At 58.9% G+C, this 15,711-nt stretch carries 17 protein-coding genes; 16 read left to right on the forward strand and 1 reads right to left on the reverse strand.

Annotated elements, in window-relative coordinates:
• Positions 1–104: 104 nt before the first annotated feature.
• The 14 genes from G6N74_RS26290 (at position 105) to G6N74_RS26355 (ending at position 13,515) form a co-directional block, all read left to right on the forward strand.
• Positions 105–587: an Lrp/AsnC family transcriptional regulator gene (locus G6N74_RS26290; protein ID WP_165120957.1), complete on the forward strand. Its 483-nt coding sequence runs from the start codon at positions 105–107 to the stop codon at positions 585–587.
• 154 nt (positions 588–741) lie between these two features.
• Positions 742–1,569 carry an SDR family NAD(P)-dependent oxidoreductase gene (locus G6N74_RS26295; protein WP_165120958.1) on the forward strand — a complete coding sequence of 276 codons (828 nt, stop codon included), beginning with the start codon at positions 742–744 and terminating at the stop codon, positions 1,567–1,569.
• Between the two features lie 37 nt (positions 1,570–1,606).
• Positions 1,607–2,524, forward strand: coding sequence for a DMT family transporter (locus G6N74_RS26300; protein ID WP_165120959.1), 918 nt, complete (start codon positions 1,607–1,609; stop codon positions 2,522–2,524).
• 26 nt (positions 2,525–2,550) lie between these two features.
• A complete protein-coding gene (locus tag G6N74_RS31575; RefSeq protein WP_165120960.1) occupies positions 2,551–2,742 on the forward strand; it encodes a DUF1289 domain-containing protein in 192 nt (63 codons plus the stop codon).
• Between the two features lie 294 nt (positions 2,743–3,036).
• Complete coding sequence (locus G6N74_RS26310; protein WP_165120961.1) at positions 3,037–3,930, forward strand: branched-chain amino acid ABC transporter permease; 894 nt, start codon at positions 3,037–3,039, stop codon at positions 3,928–3,930.
• Positions 3,927–4,805 carry a branched-chain amino acid ABC transporter permease gene (locus G6N74_RS26315; RefSeq protein ID WP_165120962.1) on the forward strand — a complete coding sequence of 293 codons (879 nt, stop codon included), beginning with the start codon at positions 3,927–3,929 and terminating at the stop codon, positions 4,803–4,805. Before G6N74_RS26310 ends, G6N74_RS26315 begins: the two co-directional genes overlap by 4 nt.
• Positions 4,802–5,557 carry an ABC transporter ATP-binding protein gene (locus tag G6N74_RS26320; RefSeq protein WP_165120963.1) on the forward strand — a complete coding sequence of 252 codons (756 nt, stop codon included), beginning with the start codon at positions 4,802–4,804 and terminating at the stop codon, positions 5,555–5,557. The genes G6N74_RS26315 and G6N74_RS26320 overlap by 4 nt, the downstream gene beginning before the upstream one ends.
• A gap of 2 nt (positions 5,558–5,559) precedes the next feature.
• A complete protein-coding gene (locus G6N74_RS26325; RefSeq protein WP_165120964.1) occupies positions 5,560–6,276 on the forward strand; it encodes an ABC transporter ATP-binding protein in 717 nt (238 codons plus the stop codon).
• A 199-nt stretch (positions 6,277–6,475) separates the two neighbouring features.
• Positions 6,476–7,612, forward strand: coding sequence for an ABC transporter substrate-binding protein (locus G6N74_RS26330; protein WP_165120965.1), 1,137 nt, complete (start codon positions 6,476–6,478; stop codon positions 7,610–7,612).
• A gap of 166 nt (positions 7,613–7,778) precedes the next feature.
• The gene (locus G6N74_RS26335) at positions 7,779–8,549 is read left to right on the forward strand and encodes an SDR family NAD(P)-dependent oxidoreductase (protein ID WP_165120966.1); all 771 of its coding nucleotides are present in this window, start codon (positions 7,779–7,781) and stop codon (positions 8,547–8,549) included.
• A gap of 121 nt (positions 8,550–8,670) precedes the next feature.
• Positions 8,671–9,930 carry a cytochrome P450 gene (locus tag G6N74_RS26340; RefSeq protein ID WP_165120967.1) on the forward strand — a complete coding sequence of 420 codons (1,260 nt, stop codon included), beginning with the start codon at positions 8,671–8,673 and terminating at the stop codon, positions 9,928–9,930.
• A gap of 23 nt (positions 9,931–9,953) precedes the next feature.
• Entirely contained in the window at positions 9,954–10,925 is a 972-nt protein-coding gene (locus G6N74_RS26345; protein ID WP_205826875.1) for an alpha/beta fold hydrolase, read from the forward strand.
• 90 nt (positions 10,926–11,015) lie between these two features.
• On the forward strand, positions 11,016–12,284 hold the full coding sequence (locus tag G6N74_RS26350; RefSeq protein WP_165120968.1) for a cytochrome P450: 1,269 nt from the start codon (positions 11,016–11,018) through the stop codon (positions 12,282–12,284).
• An 85-nt stretch (positions 12,285–12,369) separates the two neighbouring features.
• Positions 12,370–13,515: an iron-containing alcohol dehydrogenase gene (locus tag G6N74_RS26355; RefSeq protein WP_165120969.1), complete on the forward strand. Its 1,146-nt coding sequence runs from the start codon at positions 12,370–12,372 to the stop codon at positions 13,513–13,515.
• Positions 13,516–13,631: 116 nt separating this feature from the next.
• Here the strand turns inward: G6N74_RS26355 and G6N74_RS26360 are convergent, their stop codons facing one another.
• The gene (locus G6N74_RS26360; RefSeq protein ID WP_165120970.1) at positions 13,632–14,096 is read right to left on the reverse strand and encodes a DUF3237 domain-containing protein; all 465 of its coding nucleotides are present in this window, start codon (positions 14,094–14,096) and stop codon (positions 13,632–13,634) included.
• Positions 14,097–14,303: 207 nt separating this feature from the next.
• Here G6N74_RS26360 and G6N74_RS26365 point away from each other — a divergent pair, with 207 nt between their 5' ends.
• Together G6N74_RS26365 and G6N74_RS26370 are read left to right on the forward strand one after the other, a co-directional pair.
• Positions 14,304–15,179: an SDR family NAD(P)-dependent oxidoreductase gene (locus tag G6N74_RS26365; RefSeq protein WP_205826876.1), complete on the forward strand. Its 876-nt coding sequence runs from the start codon at positions 14,304–14,306 to the stop codon at positions 15,177–15,179.
• Between the two features lie 3 nt (positions 15,180–15,182).
• Entirely contained in the window at positions 15,183–15,701 is a 519-nt protein-coding gene (locus tag G6N74_RS26370) for a nuclear transport factor 2 family protein (RefSeq protein ID WP_165120971.1), read from the forward strand.
• Positions 15,702–15,711: the final 10 nt, after the last annotated feature.

The following is a 15,711-nucleotide window of genomic DNA, read 5'->3' on the forward strand; positions in this document are numbered from 1 at the left end:
TCTATGCTGGAACGGCGGAGTGAATCCCTGCAAAGGAAACGGAGGGGGACATCAAATTAGTTGAAAGATGCCATAAAAACGGAAAAACAAATGGAATCCTCCAAATGACGCTGGATACGATTGATCGCAATATCCTTGCCAATCTGCAGGCTGACGGCCGTATAACGATCAATGATCTGGCGGACAGAGTTGGTCTTTCGGCGACGCCGTGCCTGCGCCGCGTCAAGCGGCTCGAACGCGACGGCATCATCAAAGGATACGCCTCCCACGTCGACCAGGTGCTGGTCGGATTGCCGGTCAGTGTTTTCGTCAATGTGACTTTGCAGCGTCAGGCCGAGGCTGAACTTGAGGAATTCGAGGCGACGGTGATGAAATATCCCGAGGTCATGGAGTGCTATCTCATGACTGGGACCAGCGACTATCTGCTCCGCATCGTTGCTGCCGATCTCTTTGCCTATGAACGCTTTTTGAAATCCACGCTGACCCGGATTTCCGGCATAGCAAATATCCAGAGCAGTTTCGCGCTGAAACAGGTTGTCTACAGAACTGCCCTCCCAATCGCCGCGCACGAAGCCAAAACCCGATAGCAGACAACGCGCGCATGCACTTCGGGTCCCACCCGAAAGGTACAGCGGCAAGCCCTGCGGAACGCTAACAGGATTCTGACTGACGCTCCCGTCATGGCAACGGATCTTTGCGTGGTCGTCGAAACCTGAATGTCTTCACGCAAGGAGTAGTCCCATGGCAAAGAGCGACGTTGCAAATTCGCGTTCGATCGACTGGATGAGCAACTCTCTGGTCAAGGGGCTGGTCGCACTGGTGGCGGGCGGCGGTAGCGGCATCGGTGAGGCGACTTCAAAGGTTCTTGCGGCAAATGGCGCGTCTGTTGTGGTCGCCGATCGCCGTAAAGAGCCGGCTGAGCGTGTAGCCTCTGAAATCGTCAGGGATGGTGGCGCGGCGATCGCCGTGACGATGGATGTCTCGGCCCAGAATGACATCGACAGTGCGATTGCGGAGACGATCGCGACATACGGCAAGCTGGATATCCTTATCAACTCTGCAGGCGTCATCTTCCCTGCGTCGCTGGAGGACTGTTCGCTTGATGATTGGCGGACCTCGTTCCTCGTCAATGTGGATGCAGCCCTGATACTTGGGCGATCCTGTCTGCCGCATCTGCGCAAAAGCAATGCCGCTGCAATCGTCAACATCGCGTCGCTCGCCGGTGGCCGGGGCTATCCCAATGGCGGTGCCTACGGGCCAAGCAAGGCTGCACTCATTTCGCTGACGCGGCAGATGGCGCTCGAATGGGCCAAGGACGGCGTGCGTGTGAATGTCGTCAGTCCGGGAACCATCGACACACCGTTGACGCGTTCGAACATGACGCCAGCCGTTATGGCAGACCGCGAAGCGAAGATCCCGCTTGGGCGCCTGGGTGTGGCCGGGGAACTCGCAGACACGGTCGTCTTCCTTGCGTCGCCTGCAGCATCCTTCATCACCGCGCAGGAGGTGAATTGCGATGGTGGTCTCTCACAAGCCCTGATGGTGCAGAAGTTCTACGCAAACAAATAGGCGGCCGACACTTCAACAAGAGCGAAAGGTCGGCAGTGTGAGTGGGGCAACGTTCGAGACCAACAGCACACCGCTTTCGGCGATCTTTTGTGTATTCGGCGCATTCTTCGCCTTTTCATGCACCGACGCCGGCGCCAAATATCTGGTGCTCGAGGGGATGCAGCCGGCATTCGCGAGCTGGGTGAGGTTCGGCGTTCACATGATCGTCGTGGTGGCCTTGTTGCGCATTCCGACACGGCCGTCGCGTCTGCGCGTCGCGAACCTGCCGATGCACATATTGCGCGGCATATTGCTTTTGGCATCTGGCATTCTGGGGTTCTCCTCGCTTCTCACGCTCCAACTTGTCGAGATGGTGTCGATCGCCTTCGCCGCGCCACTGGTCATCACCGCACTGGCTGGACCTTTGCTCGGAGAGAAGATCGACTGGCAGCGCTGGGTCGCGATCCTGGTCGGCTTTGTCGGCGTTCTGGTGGTAACCCGGCCTGGGTTCGGAGGCCTCCAGACGGGGCATCTCTTCGCCGGCCTTTCGGTGCTTTCCTACTGTTTCTTTGCCATTATGACACGCTGGATGAGCGCCACCGAAACCGAGGAAAGCCTGCTTCTGATACCGGCGATCGTTGCAGTTCTGGCGATGCTGCCGGTGATCCCGTCGATCGGCTCGCTTCCCGAAAATGCAGCCCAGTGGTGTGTGCTGCTGGCGCTTGGGGTCTCAGGCTCACTCGGCCACTGGCTCCTTCTCAAGGCCTATCGGGTCGCGGCCGCCTCGGCCATCGCGCCCTATGCATACCTCCAGATGCTTTGGACCTTGTGCTTCGGCTATTTCGTCTTCGGGCAGATGCCGGACAGATGGACCGTCGCCGGCTCGTCGATCATCGTCGCGGGAGGGCTCTATCTCATGCACAGGGATCGTAAGCAGAGGCTTGCGGTTCGCGCTTTGCCGAACATCAACCCCTAAAGCGAACCGTGGAGCGGAGCGTCCGAGTGACACATATCGAAACGCCATGTGTTCGCATTTGCAGACAGGACAAGGATTTGGGCTTCTGCACAGGCTGCGGGCGGACGATTGAGGAAGTTTTTGAGTGGCATGACCTCGATGCGGGTCGCAGAAAGACTCTCATGGAAGAGTTGCCAATGCGCCTGCAGACCGCAGGGTTACCAAGGAAAGAGCCTTGATAAGCCGTCGCACGCAAAAGCATCATTCCGTTGGCAGATAGCGGCTTGGGGTCCGTTGGTCCGGTCCCCTATCGCAGTGACACATCCAACTCAGATATGGGCTAGAATCTACACCCAATCTGGAGGAGGAATGGGTCATCGCCGATAATGTTCGAAGGCGAGCACTCAGGGAGGAATATCTATGGTAGTCAGTACCCAGACGATGCTGGGAGGTCGACATACGTCACCATTGCACACCGGCGTTAACGCCTTTGCGAAATCCGGTCGGCTCACTCGGCCGAGTGGGTACACGCCATGCTGATGCAGCAGCTTTTGAACGGTATCGTCGTCGGTAGCGTCTATGGTCTCTTCGCCCTTGGTTTCACGCTGATCTTTGGCGTCAATCACATCATGAACATGGCGCATGGAACCATATTCATGTGGGGTGCTTTCGCAGGGCTCTATGCGGTTACGCTGTTCGACGTGCCTTTTCCCGTTGCGGTGCTCATCGGCGCATTGGGAGGAGGTCTGGTTTCGGTTATTCTCGATTGGACGGCGTTCAGACCATTGCGCAAGCAAGGGGCGCCTGAATTCTCGTCGATCGTCTCCTCGATCGGGGCGAGTTTGATCCTTCTGTCGTTGGCTCAGCAACTCACCGCTACGCGCGTGATGCGCTTTCCCTTCGACATCTTTCCCATCGTGGCGTTCAACTTCTTCGGCCTGCGCATCCAGCTGCTGCAGCTGGTCATCATAGCGATCGTCGTCCTGATGGTCGTCGGGCTGCTTTATTATCTCTACCGGACCAGCTTCGGACGCCAGATCCGGGCGGTGGCGGTTTCCGAGCACACCTCCAAGCTGCTCGGCATCAACCCGACGGCAATCAATTTCCAGGTGTTCTTCATCTCCGGAGCATTGGCCGGTATCGCAGGCGTTCTCATCGGCATCGTCTTCAACTCGGTGCATTTCATGATGGGCGAACCGCTTCTCCTGCGAGCCTTTGTCGTGATTATTCTGGGTGGATTGGGCAGCATTCCAGGTGCGCTTATCGCTGGCCTGCTGATCGGCATCATCCAGACGCTGACGGTTGCCTATCTCTCGGCCGGGCTTGCCGATGCTCTCGTCTTCTCAACACTCTTTCTCGTCCTGCTCGTCAGGCCTACCGGGCTTTTCGGCGGTGCGAGCGCAGTCGCTAGGGTGACACGCAGATGATGTCCTTTTTCAATTCGTACACACCGCTCCTTGAACTCGCTTTGTTCAACGCGTTGCTTGCGTTCAGCCAGTACGTGGTTCTGCGGGCAGGTGTTTTCTCGCTCGGCACTGCTGCCTTTGCCGCTCTCGGTGCCTATGCCGCGGCGATCATGGTGACGAAGCTCGGCATGCCGGCCTGGTTGGGCCTGATTGCCGCCGTCGGGCTTGGCACGGTGGCTGGCGCGCTTGTCGCGGTACCTTTGGCCCGCCTCCGTGGCGTGTTCCAGGCACTGGCAACGCTTGCTCTGGTCCAGATCGTGCTGTCCATCACGCTCAACTGGGTCGATGTGACGGAAGGGGCTCTCGGCATCAACAGCATCCCCAAGACCATTGGCCTGTTCGGGATGTTCTGTGCTGTTGCCGTCGTGACCTACCTGATGTCTGCGATGGGTTCCACGAGTATCGGGCGCGCCTTCGATATCATACGCGAGGACGAGACCGTTGCCGTGTCGCTTGGCATTTCCGTGCCGAAGCATCACATGATTGCCTTCATCCTGTCGGGAGCGATCGCTGGGCTCGCGGGTGGACTGCATGCCTATACGAGCTACTCGATCACGCCCAACGAATACGGCTTCAACATGCTGGTGATGGTGCTGGCCATGGTCGTGCTTGGCGGGCGGGTCTCTGTGTGGGGACCCATCGTCGGTGCCGTTGTGCTGACTGCACTTCCCGAACTGCTGCGCGGACTGCAGGAATATCGCACCGTGGTGCAGGGAGCGCTTTTGATGCTCTCGATCATCTTCCTGCCACGGGGCGTTGCGGACACGTTGATCGGCACGTTGAGACGAAGGCGCATTACACTGGCGAGCACGAAAGCCAAGGCGGTGACGATATGAAAGCGCTCGTACTCGACGATATTGCCCGCAGCTTCGGCGGCCTGCCTGCCGTTGATGGAGTGAGCCTGACCGCTCCGGCCGGGCGCATCACCGGCCTCATCGGACCGAACGGTGCCGGCAAGACCACGGTGGTCAATATGATCACCGGGCTGCTCAAAGTGACGCGCGGCCGCATTCTGGTTGGTGACGAGGATGTCACGGAGGCGGATGCGCCGATGTTGGCGCGTGCCGGGGTGGCGCGCACTTTCCAGAATATCCGCCTCATCGGCGATGCCAGTGTTCTCGACAATGTCGTTGCCGGCTTCCATCGCCATGAAAAGGTGGGGACGCTGGCAAATCTGCTTGGCCTGCCGTCGGCGGTTCGCGAAAGGCGGGAATTGGAGAACAAGGCAAGCGCACTGCTTGAGCGTTTCGGTATGACGGGGCTGGCGAAACATCCGGCCGGCAGCCTCTCCTATGGCCATCAGCGTCGTATCGAGATGATGCGCGCTCTGGCCATGGACCCGGCGGTGTTGCTGCTGGACGAACCGGTGGCGGGCATGAACGATACCGAGGCACACAGCCTTGCCGACATCTTCCGCTCGGTTGCGCAGCAAGGCGTGGCGATCCTGCTCATCGAGCACAATATGCGGTTCGTCATGTCGCTTTGCCAGCACATCTACGTGCTCGCTTCCGGTCAATTGATCGCGGAGGGCGACCCGGACGCGGTCGGCCAGAATCCGAAGGTCATAGAAGCCTACCTCGGAGCCTGACCATGCTGACGATCGAAAACCTTTCCGTGTCCTACAAGGGAATCCGCGCTCTGCGCGGCGCCAGCCTCCAGGTGAAGAAGGGTGAGATCTTCGCCCTGATCGGCCCGAACGGCGCCGGCAAGTCGACGCTTCTTAATGCAGCAAGCGGCATCGTTCCCATAGCACAGGGTCGCATCCAGCTCGAAGGCGAAGTCATCAGCGGTCGTGCGGCGCATCTGATAGCCCGCTCCGGCCTGATCCAGGTGCCGGAGGGCCGACGTGTCATCGGGCCGTTGACCGTTGCGGAGAACCTTCAGCTCGGGCGCCAGGCTTCAGGTGTGCGTGGCAGCGATGCCTCTGATCTGGATCAGGTGCATAGCTTGTTTCCCATCCTCGCAGAGCGTCGTAATCAGCTCGCGGGCCTTCTTTCGGGTGGGCAGCAGCAGATGCTGGCGATCGGCCGTGCACTGATGGGACGACCGCGCGTGCTTCTTCTCGACGAACCTAGTCTTGGTCTTGCGCCGGTGATCATTCGCGAAGTTTTCGACGCGCTGATCCGGTTGAACAAGGAGGGTCTGACGATCCTTCTCGTCGAGCAGAATGCGCGCCTTGCACTGGAAACGGCGGCGAATGCGGCGGTCATCGAGCAGGGCCGCATCGTCCATCAGGGCGAGGCCTCTGCCCTGGCCAACGATCCGGTTGTGGCCGACCATTATTTTGGCCGCGCAACCGCAGCCTAGAGGCAGCAGGCACGGGCTCTCCCTGCATTGGGGGACAGACGTTGCATCGGGCAAGATCTAGACAGGGCATGGTGCAATTCTTTTCGCCACAAGAGTGCATGAACGCTCACCAGGCAGATAGGCATGCTCGGAGCATCGTTGAGATGCTTCGAGGCCAGAGTTCGTATCACGCATCGCTTTATTCCAAGGGAGGAAGATCATGAAACTGTTACGCAGAACACTGCTGGCCGGCAGTGTCGCAATGCTGGCGATGACCGCTTTTGCTGCACCCGGCTCAGCTGAGAACATCAAGATCGGCGTGATGAACGCGCTCACCGGCGCCTATGCCTTCGGCGGCGTGCCGATCCAGAACGGCATGAAGCTCGCCATCAAGGAAGCCAACGAGTCCGGCGTGCTGGGCGACACGAAGATCGATGTTATCGAAGCCGACTCTGCCGGCGACAAGGGCCAAACCATCACGCTGGTCAGCAAATTCGCGCAGAGCGACAATGTGCTCATGATCATCGGCCCCACCACCAGCCTCGAGGCTACGGGCGGAGCGCCGGTCGCCAATGAGCTCAAGGTTCCGATGTTCGTCATCGGCTCATCCAAGGCTATCCTGGACGCAGGTCCGTACTCCATGAAGGTGCAATCCGTCGGCACCGACATCATGGGCCATCTGAGCAAATATGCAGTCGAGAAGCTCGGCGTGAAAAAGGTGAGCCTTGTCTTCGATCGCGCCAATGACGGCTTCGTCGGCCAGAAGGACGCTTTCAAGAAGCTGCTAGGGGATGCCGGCGTCGAGATCGTTTCGGAAGAGGGGATACTCTCCTCTGATACAGATTTCCTGGCGCTTGCCACCAAGCTCGCCGGGCAGGACATCGACGCCTTCTTCGTGGCCGCTCCGGCCGAAGTCGGTTCCAACGTGCTGCTGCAGGCGCGTCAGGGCGGTGTTCCGACGAATGTGCTTTTCCTCGGGCCGTCTACATTCGGTTCCGATTCCTTCATTGAAACCGCAGGCGGTGCGTCCGAAGGCGCGTTCGTCGTATCAGACTATTTTGTCGGCGATCAGGGTGAGCTCAATCAGAAGTTTGTGAAAGCTTACACTGACGCATACGGGAACGGGCCTGACAACTGGGCGGCGATGGGTTATGCGCTCGCCACGCTTGCCGTGCAGTCGATCAAGGAAGCCGGCCCTAACCCGGATCGGGAAAAGGTCAAGGACGCAATGAATGCGCTGCGCGACCAGCCGACCGTGATCGGCAATCATACCTGGTCCATGGATGAGGGACGTAACCCACACTATGGCGCGGCGGTTCTCACCGTGAAGGATGGCAAATTCGAACTCGCCCAATAAGGCGCGTTCAGCTTCCAACTCCCAAAATCCTTGTCGAAGGCCGCTCTCCCCAAGGGGAGGGCGGCCTTCTGCATACTGCCGCCCGAATGTCCCTGAACGAGGTACAGACGCAACCGGCTGCCTTGAATTACCTCTCTTGCGATAGTGAAACAGGGAGAGAGATATCATGAGGTTCAAGGACAAGATCGTGATCATCACCGGTGGCGGATCGGGTATGGGCCTTGCAGCCTCCAAGCTCTTTTCGTCGGAGGGCGCTACCGTTGTTATCGTCGACATCAAGGCTGAAACTGCCCAGAGCGCGGCCAAGACGGTTGAGGCTGCCGGCGGCAAGGCTTTCGCTATCCAAGGCGATGTCGCCGACAAGGAAGTGGCACAGCAAACCGTCAAGGACGTCGTGTCTCGCCACGGGCGCGTCGATATCTTGCTCAACAATGCCGGCATCGCCACGATACAGCCGGCAGAGGCATATACCGAATGGGAGCGCATTCTCGGCGTCAATCTCAATGCTCCGTTTTACTGGTCACAGGCGGCCGCGTCGCAGAGCATGATCGCCAACAAGAAAGGCGCGATCGTCAACGTCGCGTCCCTGGCGGCGATGGTCGCCTATCCGGGGGATGTCGGCTACATCGCCGGCAAGGCAGGTGTTCTCGGTCTTACACGGTCGCTGGCCGTGGAGTGGGCCAAGCACAACATCCGCGTCAACTGCATCTGCCCCGGCTTCACCGATACGCAGATCATCAAGGATATGGAAAAAATCGATCCGAACCGTTTCATCGAACGGCGCAAGCGCATTCCCATGGCGCGCGCGGCGCGGCCCGAGGAAATGGCAGATGCCATGGCCTACCTGTCCTCGGATCAATCTTCCTACGTTACGGGCGCGGTGCTCAATGTCGATGGCGGCCAGATTGCGTTGTCATCCGGCTGGTCGCCTGCCTGACCGAACCAACCTGTCTTGCTCGCGCAGGACCCGTCGTTTGAGGACGTAACCGCGCAAAGTGACAGCGGGTCACGTGCAAACGTGAGACAATTCAAGTTCACTCGTATTGGGAGGTGCGTACATGAATGATATCTCACCGGTAAAAAGCACAAGCGGTTGCCCGTTTCATGGGGCCGGCGCAGGTTTCACGCCATACTACCACGAGGACATGTTCGAGGCGCTTGCCGAGGCACGGCGCAACGAACCGGTATTCTACGATCAGGATACCGGTTACTGGATCATCTCGCGCTACGATGACGTGCTTTCCATCATGCATGACCACGAGCGCATATCGGCGGTGAACACCAGCGAATCTGCCACGCCGCTGCATCAGGATGCCTTGGATATCCTGAAGAATGGCAAGTTTACTGCCGAGGCGATTCAGTCCAACTGCGATGGCCCGCGTCACGCGCGTGTCCGGAACGTGTCCGCGCAGCTTTTGAACATCCGCACCTTCGCGCAACTCGAGAGCGATATCAGGCGGCTCGTGACCGAGGCGCTCGACGCTCTGCACGGCAAGGAGCGCGCCGATCTGCTAGCCCATTTCACCTACGAACTTCCGGCGCAGGTGCTGTTCCTCATTCTGGGCATACCGAAGGCGGATACTCACAACGTCAAGAAGTGGGCTGGCAAGCGCACAATCATGAATTTCAGCCCGTCGACCTACGAGCAGCAGGTCGACGGCGCCCGACATATGGTCGACTACTGGCGATACTGCGTGGATATGGTCGCTGATCGTATGAAGAACCCGAAGGACGATTTCGCCAGCAATCTACTCAAGCTTCGCAACGGCGACGACAGCGTCATTACACTGAACGAGTTGACTTCAGTCGTCTACGGCGTTGTCTTTGCAGGCCATGAAACAACGACCAGCCAGTTGACCAACGCGTTCCGCGCGCTTTTGACCGAGCGTGAAAACTGGGAAGCGCTTTGCGCAGATCCTTCGCTTATCCCCAACGCCGTCGAAGAGGCTTTCCGTTATTGCGGGGCGGTCATCAATTGGCGACGCCGGGCAAAGACCGAAGTCGAGATCGGCGGCGTAAAGATCCCGGCGGGTGGCAACATCATGCTGTCCTTTGCTTCCGCCAACCGTGACGAGAAGCATTTCGAGAACCCGGAAAAATTCGATATCCGTCGCAAGAATGCCCGCAAGCATCTGACAATGGGCAACGGCCTTCATGTCTGTCTCGGCGCGCCGCTGGCACGTCTCGAAATGAAGATCATGCTCGAAGAGTTCACCCGGCGTTTCCCGGGCTTGCGCCTCTCGGAAGGCCAGAAAATCGACCACGCACACACCTATGTGTTCCGGGCGCCGCGCTCGCTACCCGTCGAACTTCAGTAAGCCTCCAAGGGAAGGAAGTTCAGGTGACGGAAGAGGTGACGTTCAGGAATGTCGTCGGAAGAAACGGCATTCGGCTCAGATTGGCTGTTGCGGGTGAGGGGCCGTTGGTTCTCATGGTCCATGGATTTCCGGAATCCTGGTATTCATGGCGTCACCAGATCACGGCTATCGCTGGAGCCGGCTACATGGCGGCCGCACTGGATGTTCGAGGCTATGGCGGTTCGGACAAGCCGGAAGAGATTGCGGCCTATTCCGTGGCCGACCTTGCCGGGGACATTGTCGATGTGATCGATGCGCTCGATCTAAGGGGCGCTGTGATCGTTGGCCATGATTGGGGTGCGGTGCAGGTCTATGCCGCTGCGATACGGCACCCGGAAAAGATAAGGGCGGTCGTCGGCATCTCGGTTCCAGCGTCGAAGCATCCACAGCTCAAGCCCTCGGAAAGCTGGAAGAAGCTTTATGCAGACACCCTGTTCTATCAGGTCTACTTCCAGAAGGAGGGTGCGGCGGAAGCTGAGTTCGAAGCAGATTTGCCGAGGTTCGTGCGGATTTTCTTTACCAGCCTGTCAGCGGACGCCTCGATCAAGGACAATGTTCTGATCCGCCCGAAACATGCGGAGCGGCTTCTCGACGGCCTGCCCGATCCGGTGGATCTTCCCAATTGGCTGTCTCAGGCAGACGTGGATTTTTACGCGGAGAGTTTCAGGGCAAGCGGATTGCGTGGACCGCTCAATCGCTACAGATGTGCTGACATCGACTGGGAGCAGATGTTGCCATACGCCGAGCGGAATATAGACCAGCCGAGCCTTTTTATCGGCGGCATTCAGGAGCCGACGCGTTATATGATTCCCGGCATTGATCGGTTCGACGATCCGGTTCCGCGCATGACCGATATTCGCGGCATTCACATGCTGGATGGCGTCGGTCACTGGGTCCAGCAGGAAGCGCCCGAAAAGACATCGGAACTCATCGTCGGGTTTTTGAGAAGCCTCTAGGGGCGATGGTCCCCGGTATGGTGACAGACCGGTCGCCGGACACCAGGTAGATTTCGACCTTAATCTCCTACCCGCGAAGAGAGGCCGGTCATGAGCGATCTGGCGAAAATCTGGGATACACCTGATGCCCGATGCCCTGCCGGCAGCATCGGGCACGGCTATGATCCGTTCGACCATCAGGAGATGCATGCCTCCCTGGCGCTTGCGCGCAAGAGAGAGCCGATCTTCTATTCTCCGGACATCGACCACTGGGTGGTGACGCGCTACGACGATGTGTTCGCCATTCTGCGAGACCCGGAGCGGTTTTCTGCGGCGAACGCCAACACCCCGATCTCCCCGGTATCTCCGGAGGCGCTGGCAATACTTCAGAATGGCGGCTACGCCCTCGAAGGGATCCAGGTGAATTGCGATCCGCCGCGCCACACGCGCATTCGCAATTCGGCGGCGCAACTCCTGAATATCAGGCAGTTTTCCTACCTTGAGGACGATGTCCGCCGGCTGGTGGTGGACGCACTCGACCGCATGCATGGCAAAAGGCGCGTCGATTTGCTCAAGGAATTCACCTATGAGCTTCCCGCGCGGGTCATTTTCCTGATGCTAGGTATTTCTGAGGAGGATGCCGCGCAGGTCAAGGAATGGTCGACCAACCGCCTTCTGCTCAGCTTCTCGCGTCCGACGCACCGGCAACAGGTTGAGGCAGCGAACAACCTGCTCAAATTCTGGCACTATTGCGTCGATTTGGTCGCCAAGCGCATCGAAGAGCCACGCGACGACTATGCGAGCAACCTCCTGCGCCTGAGAAATGGCGACGACAAGATTCTAACGATTAACGAGATCAACTCCGCTGCCTTCGGCCTGCTCTTTGCGGGCCATGAGACGACGACGAGCCAGGTCACAAACGCTATCAATGCCGTGTTGACCGAGCGTGAGAATTGGGAAGCCATCTGCGCCGAACCGTCGCTCGTTCCCAATGCCGTCGAAGAGGCGCTGCGGATGTATGGCGCTGTCGTCAACTGGCGGCGACGCACGAATTGCGACGTCGAGATATCGGGAACCCGGATACCGGCCGGCTCCAATATTCTGATCTCCTTCACTTCCGCTAATCGCGACGAGAAATATTTCGATGAGCCGGATCGTTTCGATGTACGCCGGGCCAATGCGCGCAGGCACCTTACCTTCGGCAACGGCATCCACATCTGCCTGGGAGCGCCCCTTGCCCGGCTCGAGATGAAGACCATGCTCGAGGAATTCAGCAAGCGATATCCGAAAGCCCGTCTCGTCAGTGACCGCAAGGTCGAATACGCGCCGGCGTTCGCCTTCCGCGCTCCGCAATCGTTGTGGATCGATCTCGAAGGGTAGCCAACGCTCAACGCAAAACTGACGGTGAGGTTGGGTCGCGATCGGCTCGTCCTGCCGCATCATAATTCTGGAAAAGGAAGCCCAAATGATCACCCCCGGTCGTTTTCAACCGCCGTCCCGTCAAATGGTAGTCTACGGGGAACCTGTCGCGCAGGCTCTGCCCAGGGTCGCCAAGGAATTCTGGGTGACGCAAACGGTGATCGTAACCAACACGAGCCTTACGGGTGAGGGCAGCCTGACCGCGAGAGTGTCCGGAATTTTAGGCGATACGCTGAAAAACACCGTCACCGGCATACGCGCGAACTCGCCGCGTCAGGATGTCGTTCGCATCGCGACGGCACTCCGCAGCAGGGGTGTCGAGGCAGTGGTCGCGATCGGCGGCGGCTCGGTAGTCGAGGCCGTGAAGGCCGCGCGCATCTGCCTGACAAACAATGTGCGCAACGCTGCCGACCTCGATCGCCTGAAGACGGCAACCACGGCGGCGTCACCGCGCCCTTATCTGATTTCAATTCCGACGACGCTTTCGGGTGCCGAATACACGCAATATGCCGGGATCACGGATGAGCGGACCGGCGTCAAGGACGCTTTTCATCATCAGGATCTGGCGCCCGACGCTGTCATTCTCGATCCGGAAATGACCCTCGCTACACCCCGACAGCTTTGGTTGAGCACCGGCCTGCGCGCGATCGACCATGCAGTTGAAACATGGTGCGCCAAGAAGCCGACGCCTTACTCGGATGCGACATCGCTCTATGCTGCGCGCGTGCTTGCCCGCTGGCTGCCGGTAAGCAGCAAAGAGCCGGAGAATCTGGAGGCTCGGCTGGCTTGCCAGGTCGCAGCCTGGATGTCGATCCAGGGTGCGACTGTTGGCGTACCCCATGGCGCAAGCCATGGCATCGGTCATGCACTCAGCGCCGTCACCGGCATGACGCATGGCATCACCTCCTGCATCATGCTTCCGCATGTGCTCCGCTATAATCTCCCCGTCTCGCGAGAGCGGCAAGACATTCTGGCGATGACGATGGGCCGGCCCGGTGAGCAACTGGCGGATATCGTATCGGGCATCGTTGCCGATCTCAGCCTTCCCGGAAGATTGCGCGATGCAGGCGTCGAACGTGACCAGATCCCGGCAATCGCGAAGGCTGCGCTTGCAAACCCACGCATCAAGGCCAACATCCGCGCCATCGAGAGCGAGCGCGAGATGACTGGCATCATCAAAGCGGCTTTCTGAAGCGGCCAACGTTGGCTAGAGCAATTCCAGGAAAAGTGTGAACCGGTTTTCCGTCCGGAATTGCGTAGAATAAAAACCTAGAGCGGTTCAACGATTCTATCAAAAACTGAACCGCTCTAGAGAATCTCGAAGACCTCGTAAACGGCGCCCTCGGCGGTTCGATAGCCTGCGCCGATGGCCAGTATGCCGTTTAGCCAAAGCAGGCGAGGTGCTGCGGTCTCGAATTGGATGATGGTGCGAAAATAATCCTCGCCGTAAGCCACGGCTTCCGAATTCTTGTACCGCTCCATAATTTCCGGCGGGCCGTGGCGGCGGCCGACATAGGTCATGTAGATGAGTTCGCTCTCGTCGGTTTCGAGGACGAGCCGCACGTCGAGATGCATGCCGCCATCCGGCCGCATCATCAGGAAATCGCCGCCGCCAGGCAGGACCTTCCCATTGAGACGCTGACCTTGGAAGGTACCGCCTGTAACGAAGACCACCCGCCTCTGGTACCCGACCGGGACCGCGCCGATATGGGTAGCCCCATTGGCGGTATGAGCCCACATGCCGAACAGCGGACGAAGCTTCACCTCGACCATTTCGCATCCTTTCGCGATTGCACGGCGAGAGGATGCAGCAAGCACGGGTTGGCCACGGTCCCTAGCGTCGGGGACATATCTGCGACCGGGCGACGCTAGAGTTCGTTGATAGCCCGAGACATTGGCGGAGCGTTCATTGATGTCGGGTTGATCCTCCCAGTGCGCCGTTGGCGAAATCCAGCGGCGCACGACGCACATTCAAATTCAATGGGCGGGACACCGAACCTGGTGCTGCCCGCTAGTTCTGGAACAGGCAGCATGATGAATTACGGTTTGAAAGATCGCGTCGTGTGCATAACCGGCGGAGCTTCCGGCATCGGCAGGGCGGGCGCACTTGCTCTGGCAAGAGACGGCGCGCATGTGGCCATTGCGGATCTTCGTCACGATGACATCGACAAGGTTCTCGCTGAAATCCGTGCCTTCGGAGTGAAGGCCACGGGCTATGCCCTGGACGTGCGCGACGAGGAGGGGACCAAACAAGCCGTAGACATGTTCGAGAAGGAACTTGGCCCGATCGATGGATTGTTTGCCTGCGCCGGGATTTCCCGTACTGCGCCAGCCGAGGCACTGGATGAGCGGGATTTTTCCGATGTGATCGATGTCAATTTGAAGGGCCTTTTTTTCACCTGTCGCGAAATCGGCGGCCGTATGATCAAGCGCGGCAAGGGTTCGATGGTCTTGATAGGTTCTCTTGACGGACTTGGCGGTCATGCTGGCCGAACCCACTACGTTGCTTCAAAACACGCTGTCGGCGGCGTGGCCAAGAATCTGGCGATCGAATGGGGGCGGCACGGCATTCGCGTCAATTGCATCGCGCCGGCTTTCGTGGACACCCCGCTTCTGCGTGCGAACATGCCTCCGAGTTTCATCGAAAACATCAATGACCGCACGCCCCTTGGTCGCATGGGAATGCCGGAGGAAATGGCAAGTGCGGCTCTGATGCTTCTCTCCGACGCAGCGTCATACATTACCGGCGTCGTGCTGCCGATCGATGGCGGGCTTACCTCGGGGTTCTTCACGCGTAAGCAGGGTGGCGACTACGCCTCGAAAAAACTCCTGGAAGCGGGTGTTTATTCCGAATAGGCAATGTGGATGCGTCCGCTTGTGGGCGCGGTCTTTCCTTTCTTCTGCCTGACCCTGAAGGTGCAAAAAATGCCTGACACTCAGCTTCCCGTCGCCGATGAACTGGCGCTTCGCAATCTCCTTGCGCGCTATGCGCATTTTGCCGACGCGGGCGATCTGGAGGCATTTGCGGGGCTGTTTGTGGAGGATGGCAGCTGGACGCGAGAGAATTCGCCGCCTGTCGCGCATGGTGGCTCGGGGTTACCCTCCGAAACCGTAGTCGGTCATGAAAAACTAAAAGAGATGATCGAGAATTCGATCATCAAACGGTTTGACCGAAAGTTCCGCCATCAGATGACCGATGTGCTGATCGAACGTGGGAACGGGCCAAACGAGGCCAAAGGACTCTGCCGCGCGCTGATCACCGACTGGCGCGACGGGCCGGGAAAGATCGCCATGTGTGGGACTTACACCTCGACCTTCGCGCGCACGCCGGCTGGCTGGCGTTTCAAGAGCGTCAGCGTAAATGTGCTGCCGGCCTGAAGCGGCCGGC

Origin of the sequence: Mesorhizobium zhangyense (assembly GCF_011045115.1) — a bacterium.
Taxonomy (GTDB): domain Bacteria; phylum Pseudomonadota; class Alphaproteobacteria; order Rhizobiales; family Rhizobiaceae; genus Mesorhizobium_M; species Mesorhizobium_M zhangyense.